A 15846-nucleotide genomic window follows, 5' to 3' on the forward strand; every position below is an offset into this window, starting at 1 on the left:
AATCAAGGTATAATAGATTGGACCTTGAACGATAAGAGGCATTGAAAATTCGTATTAAAAAAATAAAATCGGATATGATTGGGGGCAAATTTTGAATTTCAAATTGTACCTTTCCAGTGATTGAACAAATTCAGCTTCTAATATCCAACGAGGCGGACAGGCCTACTCAACCAAATTTCACCTATTCAACTATTCCACCTAATCCAACCCAATTAACCTAATCTACCTAATCCAACCTATTCAACTCTTCCAAACCAAAAAGGGGCTCTCGTGTCCGAAAGCCCCTGATGCGGGAGGTTAGAGATGCAAGTTTTATTTGGGTACTTCCAAAGTCGCAAAGAAACTGCTGTTGTTTCTCAGCACCAGCACTAAAATGAATTCACTGTCAACGCCTTTGATGGCTTCTTTATAGTCGGCAAGATTCTTGATTTCCCGGTCTCCAACCCGCTGAATGACATCGCCGGGGCGAAGGATTTTTCCGGCTTCACTGCGTGAATCGACACGCGTTACGACGACACCTTCTGTTTCTTTGTCGAGCCCATACTGTTTGGCCAGCACCGAAGTGATCTCATCGACGCTAAATCCCCATTTGGACGGCGATTGATTGGAGCCGCCATCGGAAACATTCTCATCTTCGGGCAGGACGCCAAGTTTGACCTTAATGGTTTTGTTCTGTTTGCCGCGCAGGACGACGACCTCTTTTTCCTTTCCAATCTCTGCATTGGAAACGAGGTTACGGAGTTCGGACGAATCGTCGATCTTTTTCCCGTCGAACTCGACGATAATGTCGCCGACTTTCATTCCGGCGTCAGCCGCGGGTCCGTCCTTCACAACTTCGCCGACGAGCGCGCCTTTGCGCGAATCTAATTTCATAGATTTCGCGATCCGGCCATCGACATCTTGAATCCGGACGCCGAGCCACGCGCGGGTGACTTTACCGTCTTCGATCAGGTCTGTCATGATCTTCTTCGCCAAATTGATCGGAATGGCGAAGCCGACGCCGAGATTTGCCGGAACGCCGCCATTAGTAGCAATTGCCGTATTGATCCCGATGAGTTCGCCGCGAATATTGACCAGCGCTCCGCCGCTGTTGCCGGGATTGATCGCCGCATCGGTTTGGATGAACGATTCATAGTTCGAATTGTTGATGATGTTGCTTCTGCCTTTGGCGCTGACGATTCCCGCCGTCACCGTGTGATCCAGATTTTCTGAAAAAGGAGAGCCGATCGCCACGACCCATTCGCCAACCCGCAAAGCGTCGGAATCGCCGAGAATTGCCGGTTTCAAATCTTTCGCTTCAATCTTGATTACCGCCAAATCCGTTCGCGGATCGGTTCCAATGACTTTCGCCTCGTAGCTACTTTTATCCATCAGACTGACATGGATTTTTTCGCCCTGCTCGACGACGTGATTATTCGTCAGAATATAACCGCTCGCGCTGACGATAACGCCGGAACCAAGAACTTTTCCACGCGTTTCGCTCTCAGGAATGCCTCCGAAAAATTGCCAGAACAGATCGTTGCCGTCAAATCCCGGAAAATCATGCGACAGACCGCGATTTTTAATCACCTTTTCTGTTGTGATCGTGACAACTGCCGGATTGACGGCGTCTGCAATCTGGACGAAAACATCGTTAAAAGATTGAACGGACGGAGTGGGCGTACTCGATGAAACCAAAGCCGCCGCCGGAACAATTTTCGTCTCCAGGACGCCCTGATAAAGCACGACGCGCTCCGGAACGGACATCGACGCAGTAACAATTACGCCGATCACCGCTAACATGACAATGCCAAAAATATAACCGATTCTTTTTTTCATAAAATATAACTCCTAATCAAGTAACGTGTTTTTATACTTCACTGCGAATCGAAAGTTTCCGACTGTCATAACAGTTACTTTTTTTGCAAAATTCCGGAAAATCTGATAAGTTCAGTCCGGTTTTTCTAATATAAAAAGAAAGGATCGATTCAGATGATCTCGCCAAAATTTCTTTCTTTTGCACTTTTTTTGACTTTGATGTTAACATTCGTCGCTTGCGAAAACGAAACGACAAACTCCGACGACGATCTGTACTGGAATAAAAAGATCGCCCAGGAAGTCGTGCATACTCATGCCGTTATGCTTGGAGAAACTCTGAAAGGCGAACCGACTGAAGCCGAGAAAATTGCCCTGATCTGCACGTCTATCGATTCCGTCCGTTTTTACGACGATGAGAGCGGTTATTTCTATGTTTATGATTACGATTGCGTCAACATCGCTCACGCCACCCAGAAAGACCTTCAGGGACAGAATTTGTACAATTATCAGGATACGCACGGGAAATATGTCATTCGCGAATTGTCAGCCGCGGCACAGAATGGCGGCGGTTTCGTTGAATTTTACTGGATCAAACCGGGTTCGACTGGCGAAAAGAAGAAACTCGGTTACGTCGAACCGATTCCCGGCACCGATTATTTCATCGACACCGGCGTCTATCTGGAATAACAATTTAATGGGAAACCGCCATCCGGCGGACGATAAAAATTACTTATTAACTGGCTAAATATTTTTATTCGTATCTGAGCGCTTCGATCGGATCGAGTTTGGCGGCTTTCATTGCCGGATAAGTGCCAAAAACGACTCCAATGAGCAGAGAAAATCCCAATCCGAGAAAGATCGACCAAACGGGAATAGTCGGCGGCAATTTCAACGCAGAAGAAATGAGCAAGCCAATGAGAACGCCCAAGCCGACACCGATGATGCCGCCCAATAGACAGATACCGATCGCTTCGGTCATGAATTGACTGAGAATGTGTTTCTTTTTTGCGCCGATGGCTTTCCGGATGCCGATTTCGCGCGTTCTTTCCGTTACCGATACGAGCATGATGTTCATGATGCCGATTCCACCGACCAGCAGTGAAATTCCGCAAATGATGACGGCGGCGATAAAGACGAATCCAGTCAGACTCTTCAGCGTGTCCATGATCGAATCCGCCGTAATGATTTCAAAATCGCTATCGGCGCCCGGCGGCACTTTTCTTGCTATCCGAAGAACACCCTCCACCTGATCCATTGTCTCAAAAATCAGATCCGGGCTTTTCGCTTTAATCGCAATGGCAATCGAGCGTTCCCGTCCAAACGCCTTAACAAATGTTGTATATGGAAGCGTCACCATGTTGTCCTGACTTCCGCCGAGGAATGAACCTTTTTTATCGAGAACTCCGATGATTTCCAACGGAACATTATCGACTTTGATGATTTCGCCGATGGGATATTTGAACGGAAAAAGTTTATCGACGATATCTGCTCCGACAACAACGACGTTCTGACGGTGCATGATTTCCTGACTGGTAAAGAATCGTCCCTCGGCGATGTATCGCCCGTTTACTTCCAGCCAATCTTCGTCCCCGCCATAAACTTGAATGTTCGGGTTCGTACTTTCTTCCTTATACTTTACCTGTTTGCCGTACGTCCCCGCTTCCGGCGAGACTTTGTAGGCGAGCGGTGCGCGTTTTTGGATGATTTCGGCATGTTCAAAAGTTAGATCCTTCCGACTCCAGTACTCGTGACCCATGCGTCCCATCTGAACGGCGGGGAACTTCTGAATCCAGAACGTGCTTCCGCCGATGGCCGAAAATGTGTTGGTCATGTATTTATCTAGCGCGGTAATGATCGACATCATACCGATTACGGACATGACGCCGATGACGATTCCGAGTGTCGTCAAAACCGTTCGCAGTTTATTAGAGCGAACGGTTTGATAGGCGAGTCGAAGTCCCTCTTCAAAATTCATATTTTACTTTCCGATTATTCATATCTCAGACATTCGATCGGATCGAGTTTTGAGGCTTTTCGCGCCGGATAAATACCGAAAAACAAGCCGATGAACGTCGAAAATCCCAAGCCCATAAATACCGACCAAAGCGGAACGGCAGAAGGAAAAGGCGTGACTTTCGCGATCACTCGCGAAACGACATAACTTAGCAAAATGGCGATGACTCCGCCAATGGTGCAAATGATAACTGATTCGATAATGAACTGAACAGTAATAACTTTCCGCTTCGCGCCCAACGCCATCCGAATGCCAATCTCGTTTTTACGTTCGGCAACGGATACCAGCATGATGTTCATAATTCCGATTCCACCAACCAGTAAAGACAACGCGCCGATTCCGATTGCCGCTGTGTACAATCCACTCGTCAGTTTGTTGTACATTTCCATGATGGCTTCCTGCTGGTTGATCGAAAAATCGTCTTCTTGATGCGGTTTTAGACCGCGCGATGTCCGCATGAGAAACCGAATGTCGTCTTTGACCGATTCCACTTGAGCCGCATCACGCACCTTAACGAGGATTTGAATGCTCCGGTGAACGCCGAAGTTCTTCAGAAGTGAACCAATGGGAACATAAACAAAAGAATCCTGGCTTTCACCCATGATGCTTCCGCGTTTTTCAACAACACCGATGATCGTGTATGAAACGTCGCCGACTTTCATGCGCTTTCCGATAGGATTCTGCCCTTCAAACAATTTATCCATGATTTCCCAGCCGATGACGGCATTGTTCTTCTCTTTTTCGATCTCGATGGAGTTGAAGTATCTCCCATCTGCGATGTTGTATTCCTCGATCTTTTCCGACTCCATTGTTACACCGGTGGTACGCACTTCCAGAAGAGAATTCGCGGCGTATTTCAAGTTTTGCCTACTCCCGGCTGAAGGGGCAACGGCTTCCGCTGATTTTAGGTGTTTATGAATATACTCGGCGTCTTTCATTTCAATATTCGGACGGTTGCGGTATTTGAACCATTCATCGCCGGAAACCCACGGAAACTTTTGAACATAAAGCGTGTTACTTCCAAGGCTGGCGATCTGTTTGGCAAATCCTTTGTTCAAACCTTCGATGATCGAAGCGACGCTGACAACCGTCAGTACGCCGATGATGATGCCAAGCGTCGTCAGGACGGCGCGCATTTTATTCTGAATTAGCGCGCGAACAGCGATCTTGACATTTTCCCAGAATCCGATAAAAAATGAAATCAATTATTCCTCAACACTTCATCATTGGCGATGTTTCCATCGCGGATATGAACGATCCGGTTAGCGTGTTCGGCAACCTCTTTTTCATGCGTGACGAGAATGATTGAATTTCCCATCTGATGTAGGTTATCTAAAATTTTCATAATCTCTTCACCTGTTTTCGTGTCGAGATTTCCCGTCGGTTCGTCGGCAAGAATGAGCGACGGATTGTTGACTAAGGCGCGGGCGATAGCGACGCGCTGGCGCTGACCGCCGGAAAGCTCGTTCGGTCGGTGATGTTTGCGATCTGAAAGGCCAACTTTCTCCAGCGCTTCTTCCGCCATGATTTTCCGTTTAGCGGCGGAGACGCCGCTGTAAATCAAAGGCAATTCGACGTTGTGAAGCGCATTGGCGCGCGGGAGAAGATTAAATGTCTGAAAAACGAACCCAATCTTGCGGTTCCGGATTTCGGCGAGCTGGTCATCGTCCATTTCATGAACCGGCATCTGGTCAAGTTCATAGACGCCAGATGTCGGAGTATCCAGACAGCCGATAATATTCATCAGCGTCGATTTTCCTGAACCCGACGGTCCCATGATGGAGACATATTCATTCGTATGAATCTGGAGGTTCACGCCCCCGAGAGCGTGAACCTCAACACTGCCAACCTGATATGTTTTAACGATGTCCTTAAGACTTATCAGCGTATTGCTCATTATCCACCAAAATAGAAATTGACGCGGTAAACAACTCCGGAAAAATCAATTTTCGGTACGTCGGTGACGACCTTGTTTTCCATTTTCCATCTCTGCTCGTCGGTGTGCTGATAAAAATAGCCGACGTTAGCGCCAACCGCAAACCAGCGGAAAATGTTGTAACGGAAGCCAATATTCGGCATTGCCCAGAAGAAATGTGATGACATTTCGGATTGGTGATCGTTGAACGTCAATGAATCTGCGCCCGAGTAACCGTCGTTCCAGATGTAATCCCAGCTGATATTCTGGCTGGATTTGGAAAACTTCATGGATGTTGAACCGCCACCGAGCGTCGCTCCCATATAAATCTCGGAATTATTAAACGGATGAAAAACCTTCTCGATTAAAAAGCCGCCGTAGGACACTGATAACGTAACATCGACCTGAGAGCCGTTCCCGCCTGTCGGTGTGCCAAACGATGACACCGTGCCGCCGGCGCCTAATCCACCGACGCGAATTCCATTGCCGATAAAACCCCAACCGCCGCCGCCGCTCAGAATCATTCGGTCGGCAAATGCCGGCAATCCGATAATCGCAAGTTGAGTGTTCAGGACATCGACATCCAGCGGAAGGTAATACCAATCCCAGCCGCCGCCGCCGCCTTTGAAGAAACCGCCCTTATGCTTTTTTCCCCAATCTTTATCGCGGTCTTTTTTCCAATGAAAATCGTCATCGGAAGTATCCGGTTCTTTGTCCTTCCAGTCTTCGTTTTCCATAATCTCGTCCAGAGTTTGTTCTTCCTGTTTTTCCAGTTCTTCTTCAACAGTCGAATCAATCAAAGCAGAAACGGTAGGTTCGGTCGCGGTTGTGTCTTTCACATCGTTTATCTGTTGCCCGTAAAGTGAGGCGCAAAATAGTAACACAGCAATAATTATCATATACTTTTTCATTTTGTCTCTCCTTTTTTATCTGTCGGTCCGCCGATTTTGAGTGGCGAACCGTTTTTGATTTCTTTACTGATAGCCTTGTAACTTCCGACGACAATTTCCTCGCCTTCCTGCAATCCGCTGAGAATTTCGAATTTAGTATCACTGCTGATGCCAATTTTCACCGAACGCTGTTCGGCTTTCGGATAAGATCGTTTTTTAATCATACTTTTTTTCGGAGTATCTTTTTTATCCGGGTGGATGACAACAAAAACGACTTCTTCTTCTTTATTATTTTCACTGTTTGCCCTCTTGATCCTTTCAGGCTCCTCGGCTGTCGGTTCCGGTTTTTTCTTATTATCCGATTCAAAGGCAACGGACGCTGTATCATCCGGACTGCGGGCGGTCAGCGATTGAATCGGAACGACGAGCGCATTTTCTTTGGTATCAGTAATAACATCCACGGTTGACGACATACCGGGACGAAACCGGGTGTCTTGGCCTAAAACAGAAATGGATACTTCAAAATTGGTCACTTGTTCCTGTGTGCCTGCGCCTTTTGTCGTCGCGCTGTGGGCAATTTCTGCAACGACGCCCTTGTAAGTCGTATTTGGAATCGCATCAATCTGTATCTTTGCCGTATCGCCAATGCTCAAATTCACGACATCAGTTTCATCGACCTCGATCTTGACTTCCATCTTTGACATATCGGAAACGATTAGGATTACATCTTCCTGAAAAACCGAACCGAGCGCAATTTCACCGATCTCTTTATTCAGGCTTGTGACGATTCCGTTCATCGGTGACGCGATGCGCGTTTTGTTCAGATCGTCGAGTGCTTGTTTCAGTGCGGCTTCCGACTGATGCACTTGGCTTTCGGCAAGTTCAGCCTGAGCCGTCGCGGCTTCAAGTTCCGATTCGGACGTCAGATTGCTTTGGTAAAGCGCCTGAGTCCGTTTCAGGTCGCTCTGGACTTTTTTCAGGCTCGCTTTATTGGATTGAACATAGGAAAACGCCTTGTCGTATGCCGCTTCATATTGTTCTTTATCTAATTCGACCAGCAATTCACCCTTTTTCACCCGATCGCCTTCTTTGACCGTGAGGTTCATGATCTTGGCGCTGACATTTGCGCTGATCTTGACCTGTGTGACGGGAATCAGTGAGCCGGATGCATTGACAGTTTGAACGATTTTTTCACGTTTGACCTTATCAGTCTGCACGACGATCGGTTTGACCTTGTCTTTGGTAAAATTCATTACGACAAAGACGGCTACAACTGCCAGAATGATAAGGATGATGATCAATTTTTTCTTACTTTTCTTCTTCATTGGTTTTCTCCAAGCGTTCCCATTACGAGAGATAAACGAGCCTCGGCAATTTTTGCGTCATATTTCGTAGAAATTAAATCACTCTGCGCTTTTGTCAACGCAACCTGCGCATCGAGCACTTCCAACAGAGTCGCAGAACTCAGCCGATACATTTCCTGCGCTAATCTTAAGTCTTCCTCCGCCGACGCAATCGTGAGTTCATTGATGTCAATCATATCTCGATAAGTATCGAGCGTCAGCACCAGATTTTGAATCGTATTTCTGATTTCGATTTCTTTTTTTTCGATCATATCGTCGTCGATCTGATAAGCTAACTTTGCCTGCTGAATTTTCGTTTTCCGGTCGAACCCATTGAAAAGCGAAAAACTGATGTCAAGTCTCAGTGAGGAAGACCACCGACTATCAAAATTCGAATATAAATCGGAAAATTTCGAACTGCTCCGGGAATAGGAATATGACGACGACAAATTCGGATACCAAGCACTTTTGGCGATTTTGCATTGGATTTGCGCAGATTGTCTCTGCGTTTGCAAAGAGGCATAATCCGAATTGGCCTCCAGCGCTTTCTGATAAGCGATCGCGGCGTCGATTTGCACTGGCTTTTGATAGGCAGATTCATACACGTCAATCACTTCTTCCCCGCGAATTCCGAGTACGGCTTTCAAATCCGCAAGCGCTAATTTCAGTTCGGCTTCCTGCTGAATAACTTTCAGTCGTTCGGTTCCTTGCTTGACCTGGGCTTTATACAAATCTTTTTTCGCCACTTGGCCAATCCTGTGCATTTCTTCCGTCTTTTTTAACTGCTCCTGACTGTTTTCTAAAGATTTCTGATCAACTTTCAGAAGTTCCTGCGCTTTCAGGACATTGTAAAATTTTTCAGTCACAGTCACGATCAGTGACAGGCGGTTTGAATTCTTATCGTAAATGGCGCTCTGGTAATTCGTTTTAGCCAATTTGATCTCATTCCGCCATCTTCCGCCATCATAAATATTCTGCGTATAGGAAAAACCAGCTCCAAAATTATTGGATATTCCTGCGGGTTGGGGAACAACGGCACCTTGAATGATTTTTGGGCTTGCCGCTTGAGAAATCCGGTTATATGCCGAACCAAACGAAAGATTTGGCAGAATATTGCCGTATGAACTCGTGACATCTGCCGCTTTGGATAATACCACTTTATTTTGGATACGCAGATCAGGATTATTTTTAATCGCAAATTGAATACATTCCTGCAAAGTGAAACTTTGGTCGGCGGCGACTGCCGTGGCGGTAAATAAAAGCGCTATAAAGACCAATTTTCGCATGTTTTTCCCTTTTTAATTACATTTTGACCAAACTGCCAAGTAGCGAGACACCGAAACAGTAAATCAACCAAAGAATCGTTACGATTGTGGCAGTTTTTCCTAATTTTTTCTCATAGATCACGCTCAAGCCGATCGAAGAAACGATGACTTTCCAGATGGCAAATACATCCAGCGTAGTCAGGAAACGGAACAGAAAGGAGCCATTGTCTTCAAAAAACAGTGCCGGGCTCGTGTAAACTTGGATCGTTTCTTGAGAAATGATCAGTGGATATTTTACAGCCATAGAAGCGAGCTCAATTAACCCAACATAGGCTGTAAGTGAAAAAATAACGAGAAATTTCGCTTCTCCGCCCAAAAGAAAATTGCCGGCGAACCAAAGCGCAAGCGTTATAATCAACGCTTTTGCAAGGATGGCAATCGTCGTCGTTATTGACATTCTCAGCGGATTAGTCTGCCTTTCCATTCGCTCATAGACGGCGTCTTTTTGTTCGTCGCTGAATCGTTCGCTCTTCTCAATCAATCCTTTTTGATAACTAACCGCAATCGGTGAAATGTACGGCAATATCGCTAAAGAAACGACGATAACGATGAGCAACGGAATTAAAACATCCACCCATGTCGTATGCAGTTTCAGCGATGCAAAAGTCGCCGAAGGTTCCCAAAAAACAGAAATCACCTTTTTAAACAACGCCACCTCATCTATTTTTCATTAAACAATCTGTCAAAAGAAAAAACACGTTCGGTTAGATAGGGCGTCGTCATAAAAGTTGTCAGGATTTATATTTCAGAAAATTCCCGGACCAACCGATCGGCGTTTTTTTCTAAAAATTCCCGCGCGGCTTCGTAAGTATTCGAAATTTTCGCTTCGAGAATCGCCTCTTCGATCGCATCCTTGATATAGCCGACCGCCGGACCGGGTTGAAGTCCGCAGAATTTCATGATTTCTTCGCCGCGAACCGGCGACTGAAACGCGCGCATTTTATCTTTTTCACAAACAGTTCGAATTAAATTGACAACGCGATCGAAATTGGACATGTATTCGGAAACCTTCCACGGATTCTTAGAAGTAATGTCAGCCCGGCAGAGCAAGATCAAATCATCTAAATCTTCCCCCGCTTCGACAATCAGCCGCCTGACGGCGCTGTCCGTAACGCCTTCACTTGCAATGGAAATCGGACGCATGTGAAGGCGCGTTAGTTTTTGGGCGTATTCCGCAACTTTGTTCGGCATTTTCAGGCGTCGGCATAAACGCCCGGCAATTTTTGCGCCGAGTTCTTCATGCCCGTAGAACGTCCAGCCTTTATCGGGAAAATATTGTTTGGTCAACGGCTTCGCAATGTCATGCACCATCGCAGTAAACCGAAGTTCGAATTTATCGGACACCTTGGCGACATTGTCAATCACATCAAGCGTGTGCCAAAAAACATCTTTATGATGATAACCATTTTTTTGATCAACGCCGGCAAGAAGCGCGATTTCTGGCAGGACAATTTCCAGCAATCCCGATTGCATCATGAGTTTAAGTCCCAGCGACGGTCGGCTCTTTGTCGAAAGAATCTTGATCAGCTCATCGGTAATACGTTCTTGCGATACAATTGCCATCCGCTCTTTGACGTGTGAAATCGCCCAAAAAGTTTTTTCTTCGATCTGGAATCCAATCTGAGTGGCAAACCGTATCGCCCGCAACATTCTCAACGGATCTTCCGAGAATGTTGTTACTGGGTCGAGCGGCGTCCTGAGGATACCCGCATTAAGGTCTTTTAACCCATCAAAATAATCAGTTAATTCAAACAGATTTTCTTCGTTTAACGACATAGCCAACGCATTGATCGTAAAATCCCTGCGCTCCAGATCAGCGTGTAGAGTTCCGCGTTTCACTAAAGGTTTCCTCGAATCCGGCTCATACGCTTCCGTACGCGCCGTTGCCACTTCGATGACGATATCGTGATACGGAACCATTGCCGTTCCGAATTTCGGATATTCGATAACCTTTTTAAGACGAAAAGAATGGGCGATTTGCCTCGCAAACGCCAGGCCATCACCCAAAACGGTCACATCGATATCTTTTGTCGGGAAGCCCAAAATTCGGTCACGAATGACGCCACCAACCAAATAGACCTCTACGCCACTTTTATCGGCGACTGCGCCGATGCGCCGGATTATTTTGGAAATCGGATCATCAACCGGGAATAATAATTCTAAAAATGCCATTTTTTCTTCTATAAAAAACCGGTGAAATTTATTAAAGAGCTACACCAAATCCAACGTCGCCGAATTAATGCTGAATATTATAAATCCGATGATTCCGAATTTATCTATCGGCTTATTTTCCGGCGCGTCAGAATCGGAATCTGTTTTATTTGCTTAGAAAAGTGTCAATCGCTTTCCCACATTTCCCGATTTCATATCCAACGGAAAGATGCCCATAATCGCCTTCGATGACCAGAAGTTCCGCACCGATTTCCTCTGAAATCTCGATCGCTGGAGCCGGATTGACAATATGGTCAGTCGCGCAGACGATTATCAGAACCTTCGCATGAATTTGTCCGGCGGCTTTTTCCATGGAACCACCAAACGGTTTGGAAATATCATGCGTCAGCATCGCTCGGATTTGACTCAACTTGTTGGAAACGGTAAAAACCTTTGATGGTTCACCGTCGAACGACGCCAGCATTTTCTGGAATTTTTCCAATGGCGTATTTCGAACGACATAAGAAGGTGAATGCGCAAACAACGTTGTAAACATGTTTAACGTTTTTTGGATTTCCCTTTCAGACATTCCAGCCTTTTTCGACGATTCAATAAACTGCGCCTGCGTCTGCAATTCCAACAGATCAAACGATGTCAGACGCGGTGAACAGACATACGGAACCGCTTTATCGATAAAATCCGGATAGGTCGTTAACCACTCGAAAACTTGGAAACTTCCCATCGAACCGCCTATTGCGCCAAATAGATGCGTAATTCCCAGTTTTTCCGTCAGGACACGGTGTTCAGCTTTGACCATATCCCGGATCGTAAACAATGGAAATTTTTCTTCCGGCTGTCGCTGGCTATTGGATGGAGACGACGAAACGCCATTGCCGAGCGCATCAATAGCGATGACGAAAAACTTTTCCGTGTTAACCAATTTCCCGGGCCCGAGTAAATTCGCAATATCGGCACTGGTTCCGCCGAACCACGTCGGATAAATAATTGCATTGGATTTATCGTCATTCAACTTGCCGAATGTTCGATAGCCAATTTTGCAGTCGTAAATAACAGATTCATTCTCGAGTTGAAAATCACCAAGATTTGCGAATTGCTGAACTGACTGCCCATAGAGCAATGTTGACAATTCACAGACAATGAGGTAGGTAAAAATACGAATCCGATAATTCATCTTCAGTCCTTTCCGAACAAGAAAATCAAACAACGGACAGAATTTACAAATTGCTTTCGGTAATCGAAGACCGATTTATTGAACGGCAACCAATCATTCGGCGAAGAGTGGAATGAAAGCAAACCGACCGACATCCACTAAACCTTTGTCTGTAATCTTCAGTTCGGGGATGACCGGCAAGGCAAGGAACGAAAGCGTCATAAATGGATTTACCGGAATGGAGCCCAGCTTTTTTGCCTCTCGATTCAGTTCATCCATCTTAGCGCGGACGACGTTTACTGGCTGATCGCTCATTAAACCTGCAAGCGGCAGGGGCAATGAAGCCTTCACTTTTCCGTTTTCCACGACGATCTGTCCGCCGTTCATCCGTACGATTTCTTCAACCGCCAAGAGCATATCTTCATCTCTGGCACCGATGACGATCAAATTATGAGAATCATGAGCGACGGTCGAAGCAATCGCACCCGACTTCAGTCCAAATCCTTTGACAAATCCCAATCCGATATTTCCCGTCTGATGATGACGCTCGATGACGGCAATTTTTAAAATATCCCGGCCGATGTCCGAAACCGTTTCTCCAGCGTGAATGGTCGCTTTATATACAATATTTTTTGTGAGAATCTGATCCGGAATAATCTCAATGACATGAACGGATTCTCCTTTTGCCTCGATTTTTAGCCGTTTACTTTCCAATTTCCCAACGCTAACTGAGCCATACCGCAAGTCTGAAGCCGGAGGAATTTCGACGACAGGTTTTCCGTTTTCGGCAATTAACCGACCACGTTTAAAAACTTTCTGGACATTAAAATGTTCAAAGTCGTCAAAAACGATCATATCAGCGAAGAAACCGGGAGCAATCGCACCGGTTCTCCGGATATTAAAATGTCTGGCTGTGTTCAGCGAAGCCATCTGCAGAGCGTTGATCGGATTCAACCCAAGCCGGATTGCTCTTCTCACCATCTCGTCGATGTGACCGAAATCCAACAGAAAATCCGGATGCCTGTCATCAGTAACAAAACCACAGTTCGCAGAGTTCAGCGACGTGACAACGGGCAGAAGCGCTTCTAAGTTTCGCGCGGCTGATCCCTCGCGAATCATCAGGAACATTCCGTTCCGCAGTTTTTCGCGTGCCTCATCGAGATAAGTACTTTCGTGATCGGATGAAATCCCAGCGGCGATATATGCCGAAAGGTCTTTGCCGGAAAGCATCGGCGCATGCCCATCGATCACTTTATCGCCGGCAATCGCCAATTTTTCGAGAACTTCCGGAACACGGAACAGCACGCCCGGGAAGTTCATCATTTCACCGATTCCTAAAACACGCGGATGATCAATCCATTTTTTCATTTCCGTCGCAGACAAAACGGCGCCGGATGTTTCCATTGGTGTTGCCGGAACACACGACGGAATCATAAAAAATATGTCTATCGGCAGTTTTTCCGACAAATCAATCATCAGTTGGATTCCTTCCGAACCGAGTACATTGGCGATTTCATGCGGATCGGCAACGACCGTTGTCGTTCCGAACGGCAACACGGTTCGGGCAAATTCTGCTGGTGAAAGCAAAGAACTCTCGATGTGAACATGCCCGTCGATGAGTCCCGGTGCGATATATTGTCCGTCGAGATCGATTATTTTTTCGGACAAATAATCCCCGAAGCCGACAATTCGTCCATCGAAAATTCCAATGTCAGTTTTGTAGATTTCGCCAGATATTAAATTAACTATACGAGCATTTTTCAATAAAAGGTCAATTTGCACTTCCCCACGAGCGGCGCGTATCAATTGTTCTGTAAACATAAGAAAATCCCTTCCTCTGCGGACGAAAAACTATGTTAATGCGACTGCACTTTATCGATCTTCCAGCCGCCGGAAACTAATGACAGTTACTTGAGAACCAAAGCGAAATATCTGAGTTGCCCTGTTTCATCGAGTCCATATTTCGGATGAAGTCTCTCAACGCCTCAATGTCATAGTCTATCTGGTAATATTTAAGACACCAACTGATCATTAAAAGAGTCGTCGAACGGTTTTTAGAATTGAATGGCTCGCCGCTGATCATGTAGTAAACATACCAACCCAACTGCGTGTAAAGATCTCTGCGATTCGAAAGCTTTTCTCCAAGAAAACAAGTCAATGATCCACCGCCGGGTAGACTGACGACGTTTTCCATGGAGTTCGTATCGCGGATGCCAATTTCAGTTCCGAATTTCCGCGCCAACAACCAGTTGGCAAAGCCTATAATTTTTACCTGCTGAATTTGATCATTAGTCATCGATGCCTCCCAGAACGTCCGCGTTTTCATTTAAAATTTCTACGATCTCATTCATCATATCTGTATTATACTCATCCGGGATTTTTACTTTGATCGTACTAAGCGTCAATTCTTTTTTCTCTTTGTTCATATTTAGTTCGATTTCCGATCCAAAATCCCAACTCATCGCACGCGTCACTTCTCTCGGAAGAAGAACTCCACGGCTGGACCCAACTCGAATGATTTTTCTTCTCATACCTGCTCCTTGCTTTTCTGAATAATCAAACTTCTACCCGTTTTTCAAGTTCCTCGAAGGCTCCTCCGTATTGCGCCAGGAACTGATCAAATTCAACAAGATAACTCGGCGCCGGCTCTGCCTGTTCATGCAAGTTCCGAAGAATGACTTTGTCATCCTCTTCGTCGAGAATCAAGTCGATCTCTTGCCCAAAGTCCCATTCCATTTCCCGTACTATTTCTTTGGGAAGAAGGATACACAAACTCGCCCCAATTCTAACAATTTTTCTTCTCATTCTAGACCCCTTTATTTTGTTAAACTTTCCCAACTCTAAAATAGTATGTTCATAGATAAAAATCAAGACCTGTATGAAAGTATTTTTCATTTTCTTCAAAATATACTCGATCATTCCATCTGGCTTTTATATAAATCTATCTTGCCTACGCCATTTGATAATATCGTTATACTGAATTAAAAATATCTACATGTAATCTTCAACCACTTTTTCTGATTAAATGATGAAATGCCAATAAATATTTAGATTTCAGAAAGTGCAAGAAAAGTAAAAACCCGGCATTTTGCAGAAGCGAGTATGAATTGCTATCTATTGTGGACGCTGCAGGATTCGAACCTGCGACCTTCTGGGTGTAAACCAGACGCTCTGAACCAACTGAGCTAAGCGTCCAAATATCAATTTGAAAGCATGACCCCTAACAATTTCAAACTCGCG

The 15846-nt window shown here is 45.6% G+C and carries 15 protein-coding genes and 1 tRNA gene; 1 reads left to right on the forward strand and 15 read right to left on the reverse strand.

Translation table 11 applies throughout. From position 1 onward, the window contains the following. Window positions 1-312 precede the first annotated feature (312 nt). Complete coding sequence (locus COT43_02960; GenBank protein ID PIS29787.1) at window positions 313-1818, reverse strand: protease; 1506 nt, start codon at window positions 1816-1818, stop codon at window positions 313-315. Window positions 1819-1971: 153 nt separating this feature from the next. Between COT43_02960 and COT43_02965 the strand changes: the two genes are divergently transcribed. Next, window positions 1972-2484 (forward strand): C50 carotenoid epsilon cyclase, encoded by a 513-nt coding sequence (locus COT43_02965; GenBank protein ID PIS29788.1) that lies wholly within the window; start codon window positions 1972-1974, stop codon window positions 2482-2484. A gap of 64 nt (window positions 2485-2548) precedes the next feature. On the opposite strand, the gene COT43_02970 is transcribed toward COT43_02965, so the two are convergent. From COT43_02970 to COT43_03035, 14 genes are all read right to left on the reverse strand, one after another. Further along, the gene (locus COT43_02970; protein ID PIS29789.1) at window positions 2549-3772 is read right to left on the reverse strand and encodes a hypothetical protein; all 1224 of its coding nucleotides are present in this window, start codon (window positions 3770-3772) and stop codon (window positions 2549-2551) included. 14 nt (window positions 3773-3786) lie between these two features. After that, window positions 3787-5016: a hypothetical protein gene (locus tag COT43_02975; protein PIS29790.1), complete on the reverse strand. Its 1230-nt coding sequence runs from the start codon at window positions 5014-5016 to the stop codon at window positions 3787-3789. Further along, complete coding sequence (locus COT43_02980; protein ID PIS29791.1) at window positions 5013-5708, reverse strand: macrolide ABC transporter ATP-binding protein; 696 nt, start codon at window positions 5706-5708, stop codon at window positions 5013-5015. Before COT43_02980 ends, COT43_02975 begins: the two co-directional genes overlap by 4 nt. Next, window positions 5708-6637: a hypothetical protein gene (locus tag COT43_02985; GenBank protein ID PIS29792.1), complete on the reverse strand. Its 930-nt coding sequence runs from the start codon at window positions 6635-6637 to the stop codon at window positions 5708-5710. The genes COT43_02980 and COT43_02985 overlap by 1 nt, the downstream gene beginning before the upstream one ends. Beyond that, a complete protein-coding gene (locus COT43_02990) occupies window positions 6634-7941 on the reverse strand; it encodes an efflux RND transporter periplasmic adaptor subunit (GenBank protein PIS29793.1) in 1308 nt (435 codons plus the stop codon). The genes COT43_02985 and COT43_02990 overlap by 4 nt, the downstream gene beginning before the upstream one ends. After that, on the reverse strand, window positions 7938-9245 hold the full coding sequence (locus tag COT43_02995; GenBank protein ID PIS29794.1) for a hypothetical protein: 1308 nt from the start codon (window positions 9243-9245) through the stop codon (window positions 7938-7940). The genes COT43_02990 and COT43_02995 overlap by 4 nt, the downstream gene beginning before the upstream one ends. A gap of 16 nt (window positions 9246-9261) precedes the next feature. Next, window positions 9262-9948, reverse strand: coding sequence for a hypothetical protein (locus COT43_03000; protein PIS29795.1), 687 nt, complete (start codon window positions 9946-9948; stop codon window positions 9262-9264). A gap of 74 nt (window positions 9949-10022) precedes the next feature. Continuing rightward, on the reverse strand, window positions 10023-11456 hold the full coding sequence (locus COT43_03005) for a tRNA nucleotidyltransferase (protein PIS29796.1): 1434 nt from the start codon (window positions 11454-11456) through the stop codon (window positions 10023-10025). A gap of 145 nt (window positions 11457-11601) precedes the next feature. After that, window positions 11602-12627 (reverse strand): hypothetical protein, encoded by a 1026-nt coding sequence (locus COT43_03010; GenBank protein ID PIS29797.1) that lies wholly within the window; start codon window positions 12625-12627, stop codon window positions 11602-11604. Between the two features lie 93 nt (window positions 12628-12720). Further along, window positions 12721-14427: an adenine deaminase gene (gene ade, locus COT43_03015; protein ID PIS29798.1), complete on the reverse strand. Its 1707-nt coding sequence runs from the start codon at window positions 14425-14427 to the stop codon at window positions 12721-12723. Window positions 14428-14503: 76 nt separating this feature from the next. Further along, a complete protein-coding gene (locus tag COT43_03020; GenBank protein PIS29799.1) occupies window positions 14504-14902 on the reverse strand; it encodes a hypothetical protein in 399 nt (132 codons plus the stop codon). After that, window positions 14895-15137, reverse strand: a complete 243-nt coding sequence (locus COT43_03025) for a hypothetical protein (protein ID PIS29800.1) — start codon at window positions 15135-15137, stop codon at window positions 14895-14897. Before COT43_03025 ends, COT43_03020 begins: the two co-directional genes overlap by 8 nt. A gap of 25 nt (window positions 15138-15162) precedes the next feature. Beyond that, window positions 15163-15525, reverse strand: coding sequence for a hypothetical protein (locus COT43_03030; GenBank protein PIS29801.1), 363 nt, complete (start codon window positions 15523-15525; stop codon window positions 15163-15165). Window positions 15526-15723: 198 nt separating this feature from the next. After that, a tRNA-Val gene (locus COT43_03035) sits at window positions 15724-15801 on the reverse strand. Window positions 15802-15846: the final 45 nt, after the last annotated feature.

Source organism: Candidatus Marinimicrobia bacterium CG08_land_8_20_14_0_20_45_22 (assembly GCA_002774355.1).
Lineage (GTDB): Bacteria > Fidelibacterota > UBA2242 > UBA2242 > UBA2242 > 0-14-0-20-45-22.

What these genes read in the sequence shown, in the direction of transcription:
- COT43_02960 (PIS29787.1), bottom strand. Translation starts at nt 1,818, where the DNA reads ATGAAAAAAAGAATCGGTTATATTTTTGGCATTGTCATGTTAGCGGTG.
- COT43_02965 (PIS29788.1), top strand. Translation starts at nt 1,972, where the DNA reads ATGATCTCGCCAAAATTTCTTTCTTTTGCACTTTTTTTGACTTTGATG.
- COT43_02970 (PIS29789.1), bottom strand. Translation starts at nt 3,772, where the DNA reads ATGAATTTTGAAGAGGGACTTCGACTCGCCTATCAAACCGTTCGCTCT.
- COT43_02980 (PIS29791.1), bottom strand. Translation starts at nt 5,708, where the DNA reads ATGAGCAATACGCTGATAAGTCTTAAGGACATCGTTAAAACATATCAG.
- COT43_02985 (PIS29792.1), bottom strand. Translation starts at nt 6,637, where the DNA reads ATGAAAAAGTATATGATAATTATTGCTGTGTTACTATTTTGCGCCTCA.
- COT43_02990 (PIS29793.1), bottom strand. Translation starts at nt 7,941, where the DNA reads ATGAAGAAGAAAAGTAAGAAAAAATTGATCATCATCCTTATCATTCTG.
- COT43_02995 (PIS29794.1), bottom strand. Translation starts at nt 9,245, where the DNA reads ATGCGAAAATTGGTCTTTATAGCGCTTTTATTTACCGCCACGGCAGTC.
- COT43_03005 (PIS29796.1), bottom strand. Translation starts at nt 11,456, where the DNA reads ATGGCATTTTTAGAATTATTATTCCCGGTTGATGATCCGATTTCCAAA.
- COT43_03010 (PIS29797.1), bottom strand. Translation starts at nt 12,627, where the DNA reads ATGAATTATCGGATTCGTATTTTTACCTACCTCATTGTCTGTGAATTG.
- ade (PIS29798.1), bottom strand. Translation starts at nt 14,427, where the DNA reads ATGTTTACAGAACAATTGATACGCGCCGCTCGTGGGGAAGTGCAAATT.
- COT43_03020 (PIS29799.1), bottom strand. Translation starts at nt 14,902, where the DNA reads ATGACTAATGATCAAATTCAGCAGGTAAAAATTATAGGCTTTGCCAAC.
- COT43_03025 (PIS29800.1), bottom strand. Translation starts at nt 15,137, where the DNA reads ATGAGAAGAAAAATCATTCGAGTTGGGTCCAGCCGTGGAGTTCTTCTT.
- COT43_03030 (PIS29801.1), bottom strand. Translation starts at nt 15,525, where the DNA reads ATGATCGAGTATATTTTGAAGAAAATGAAAAATACTTTCATACAGGTC.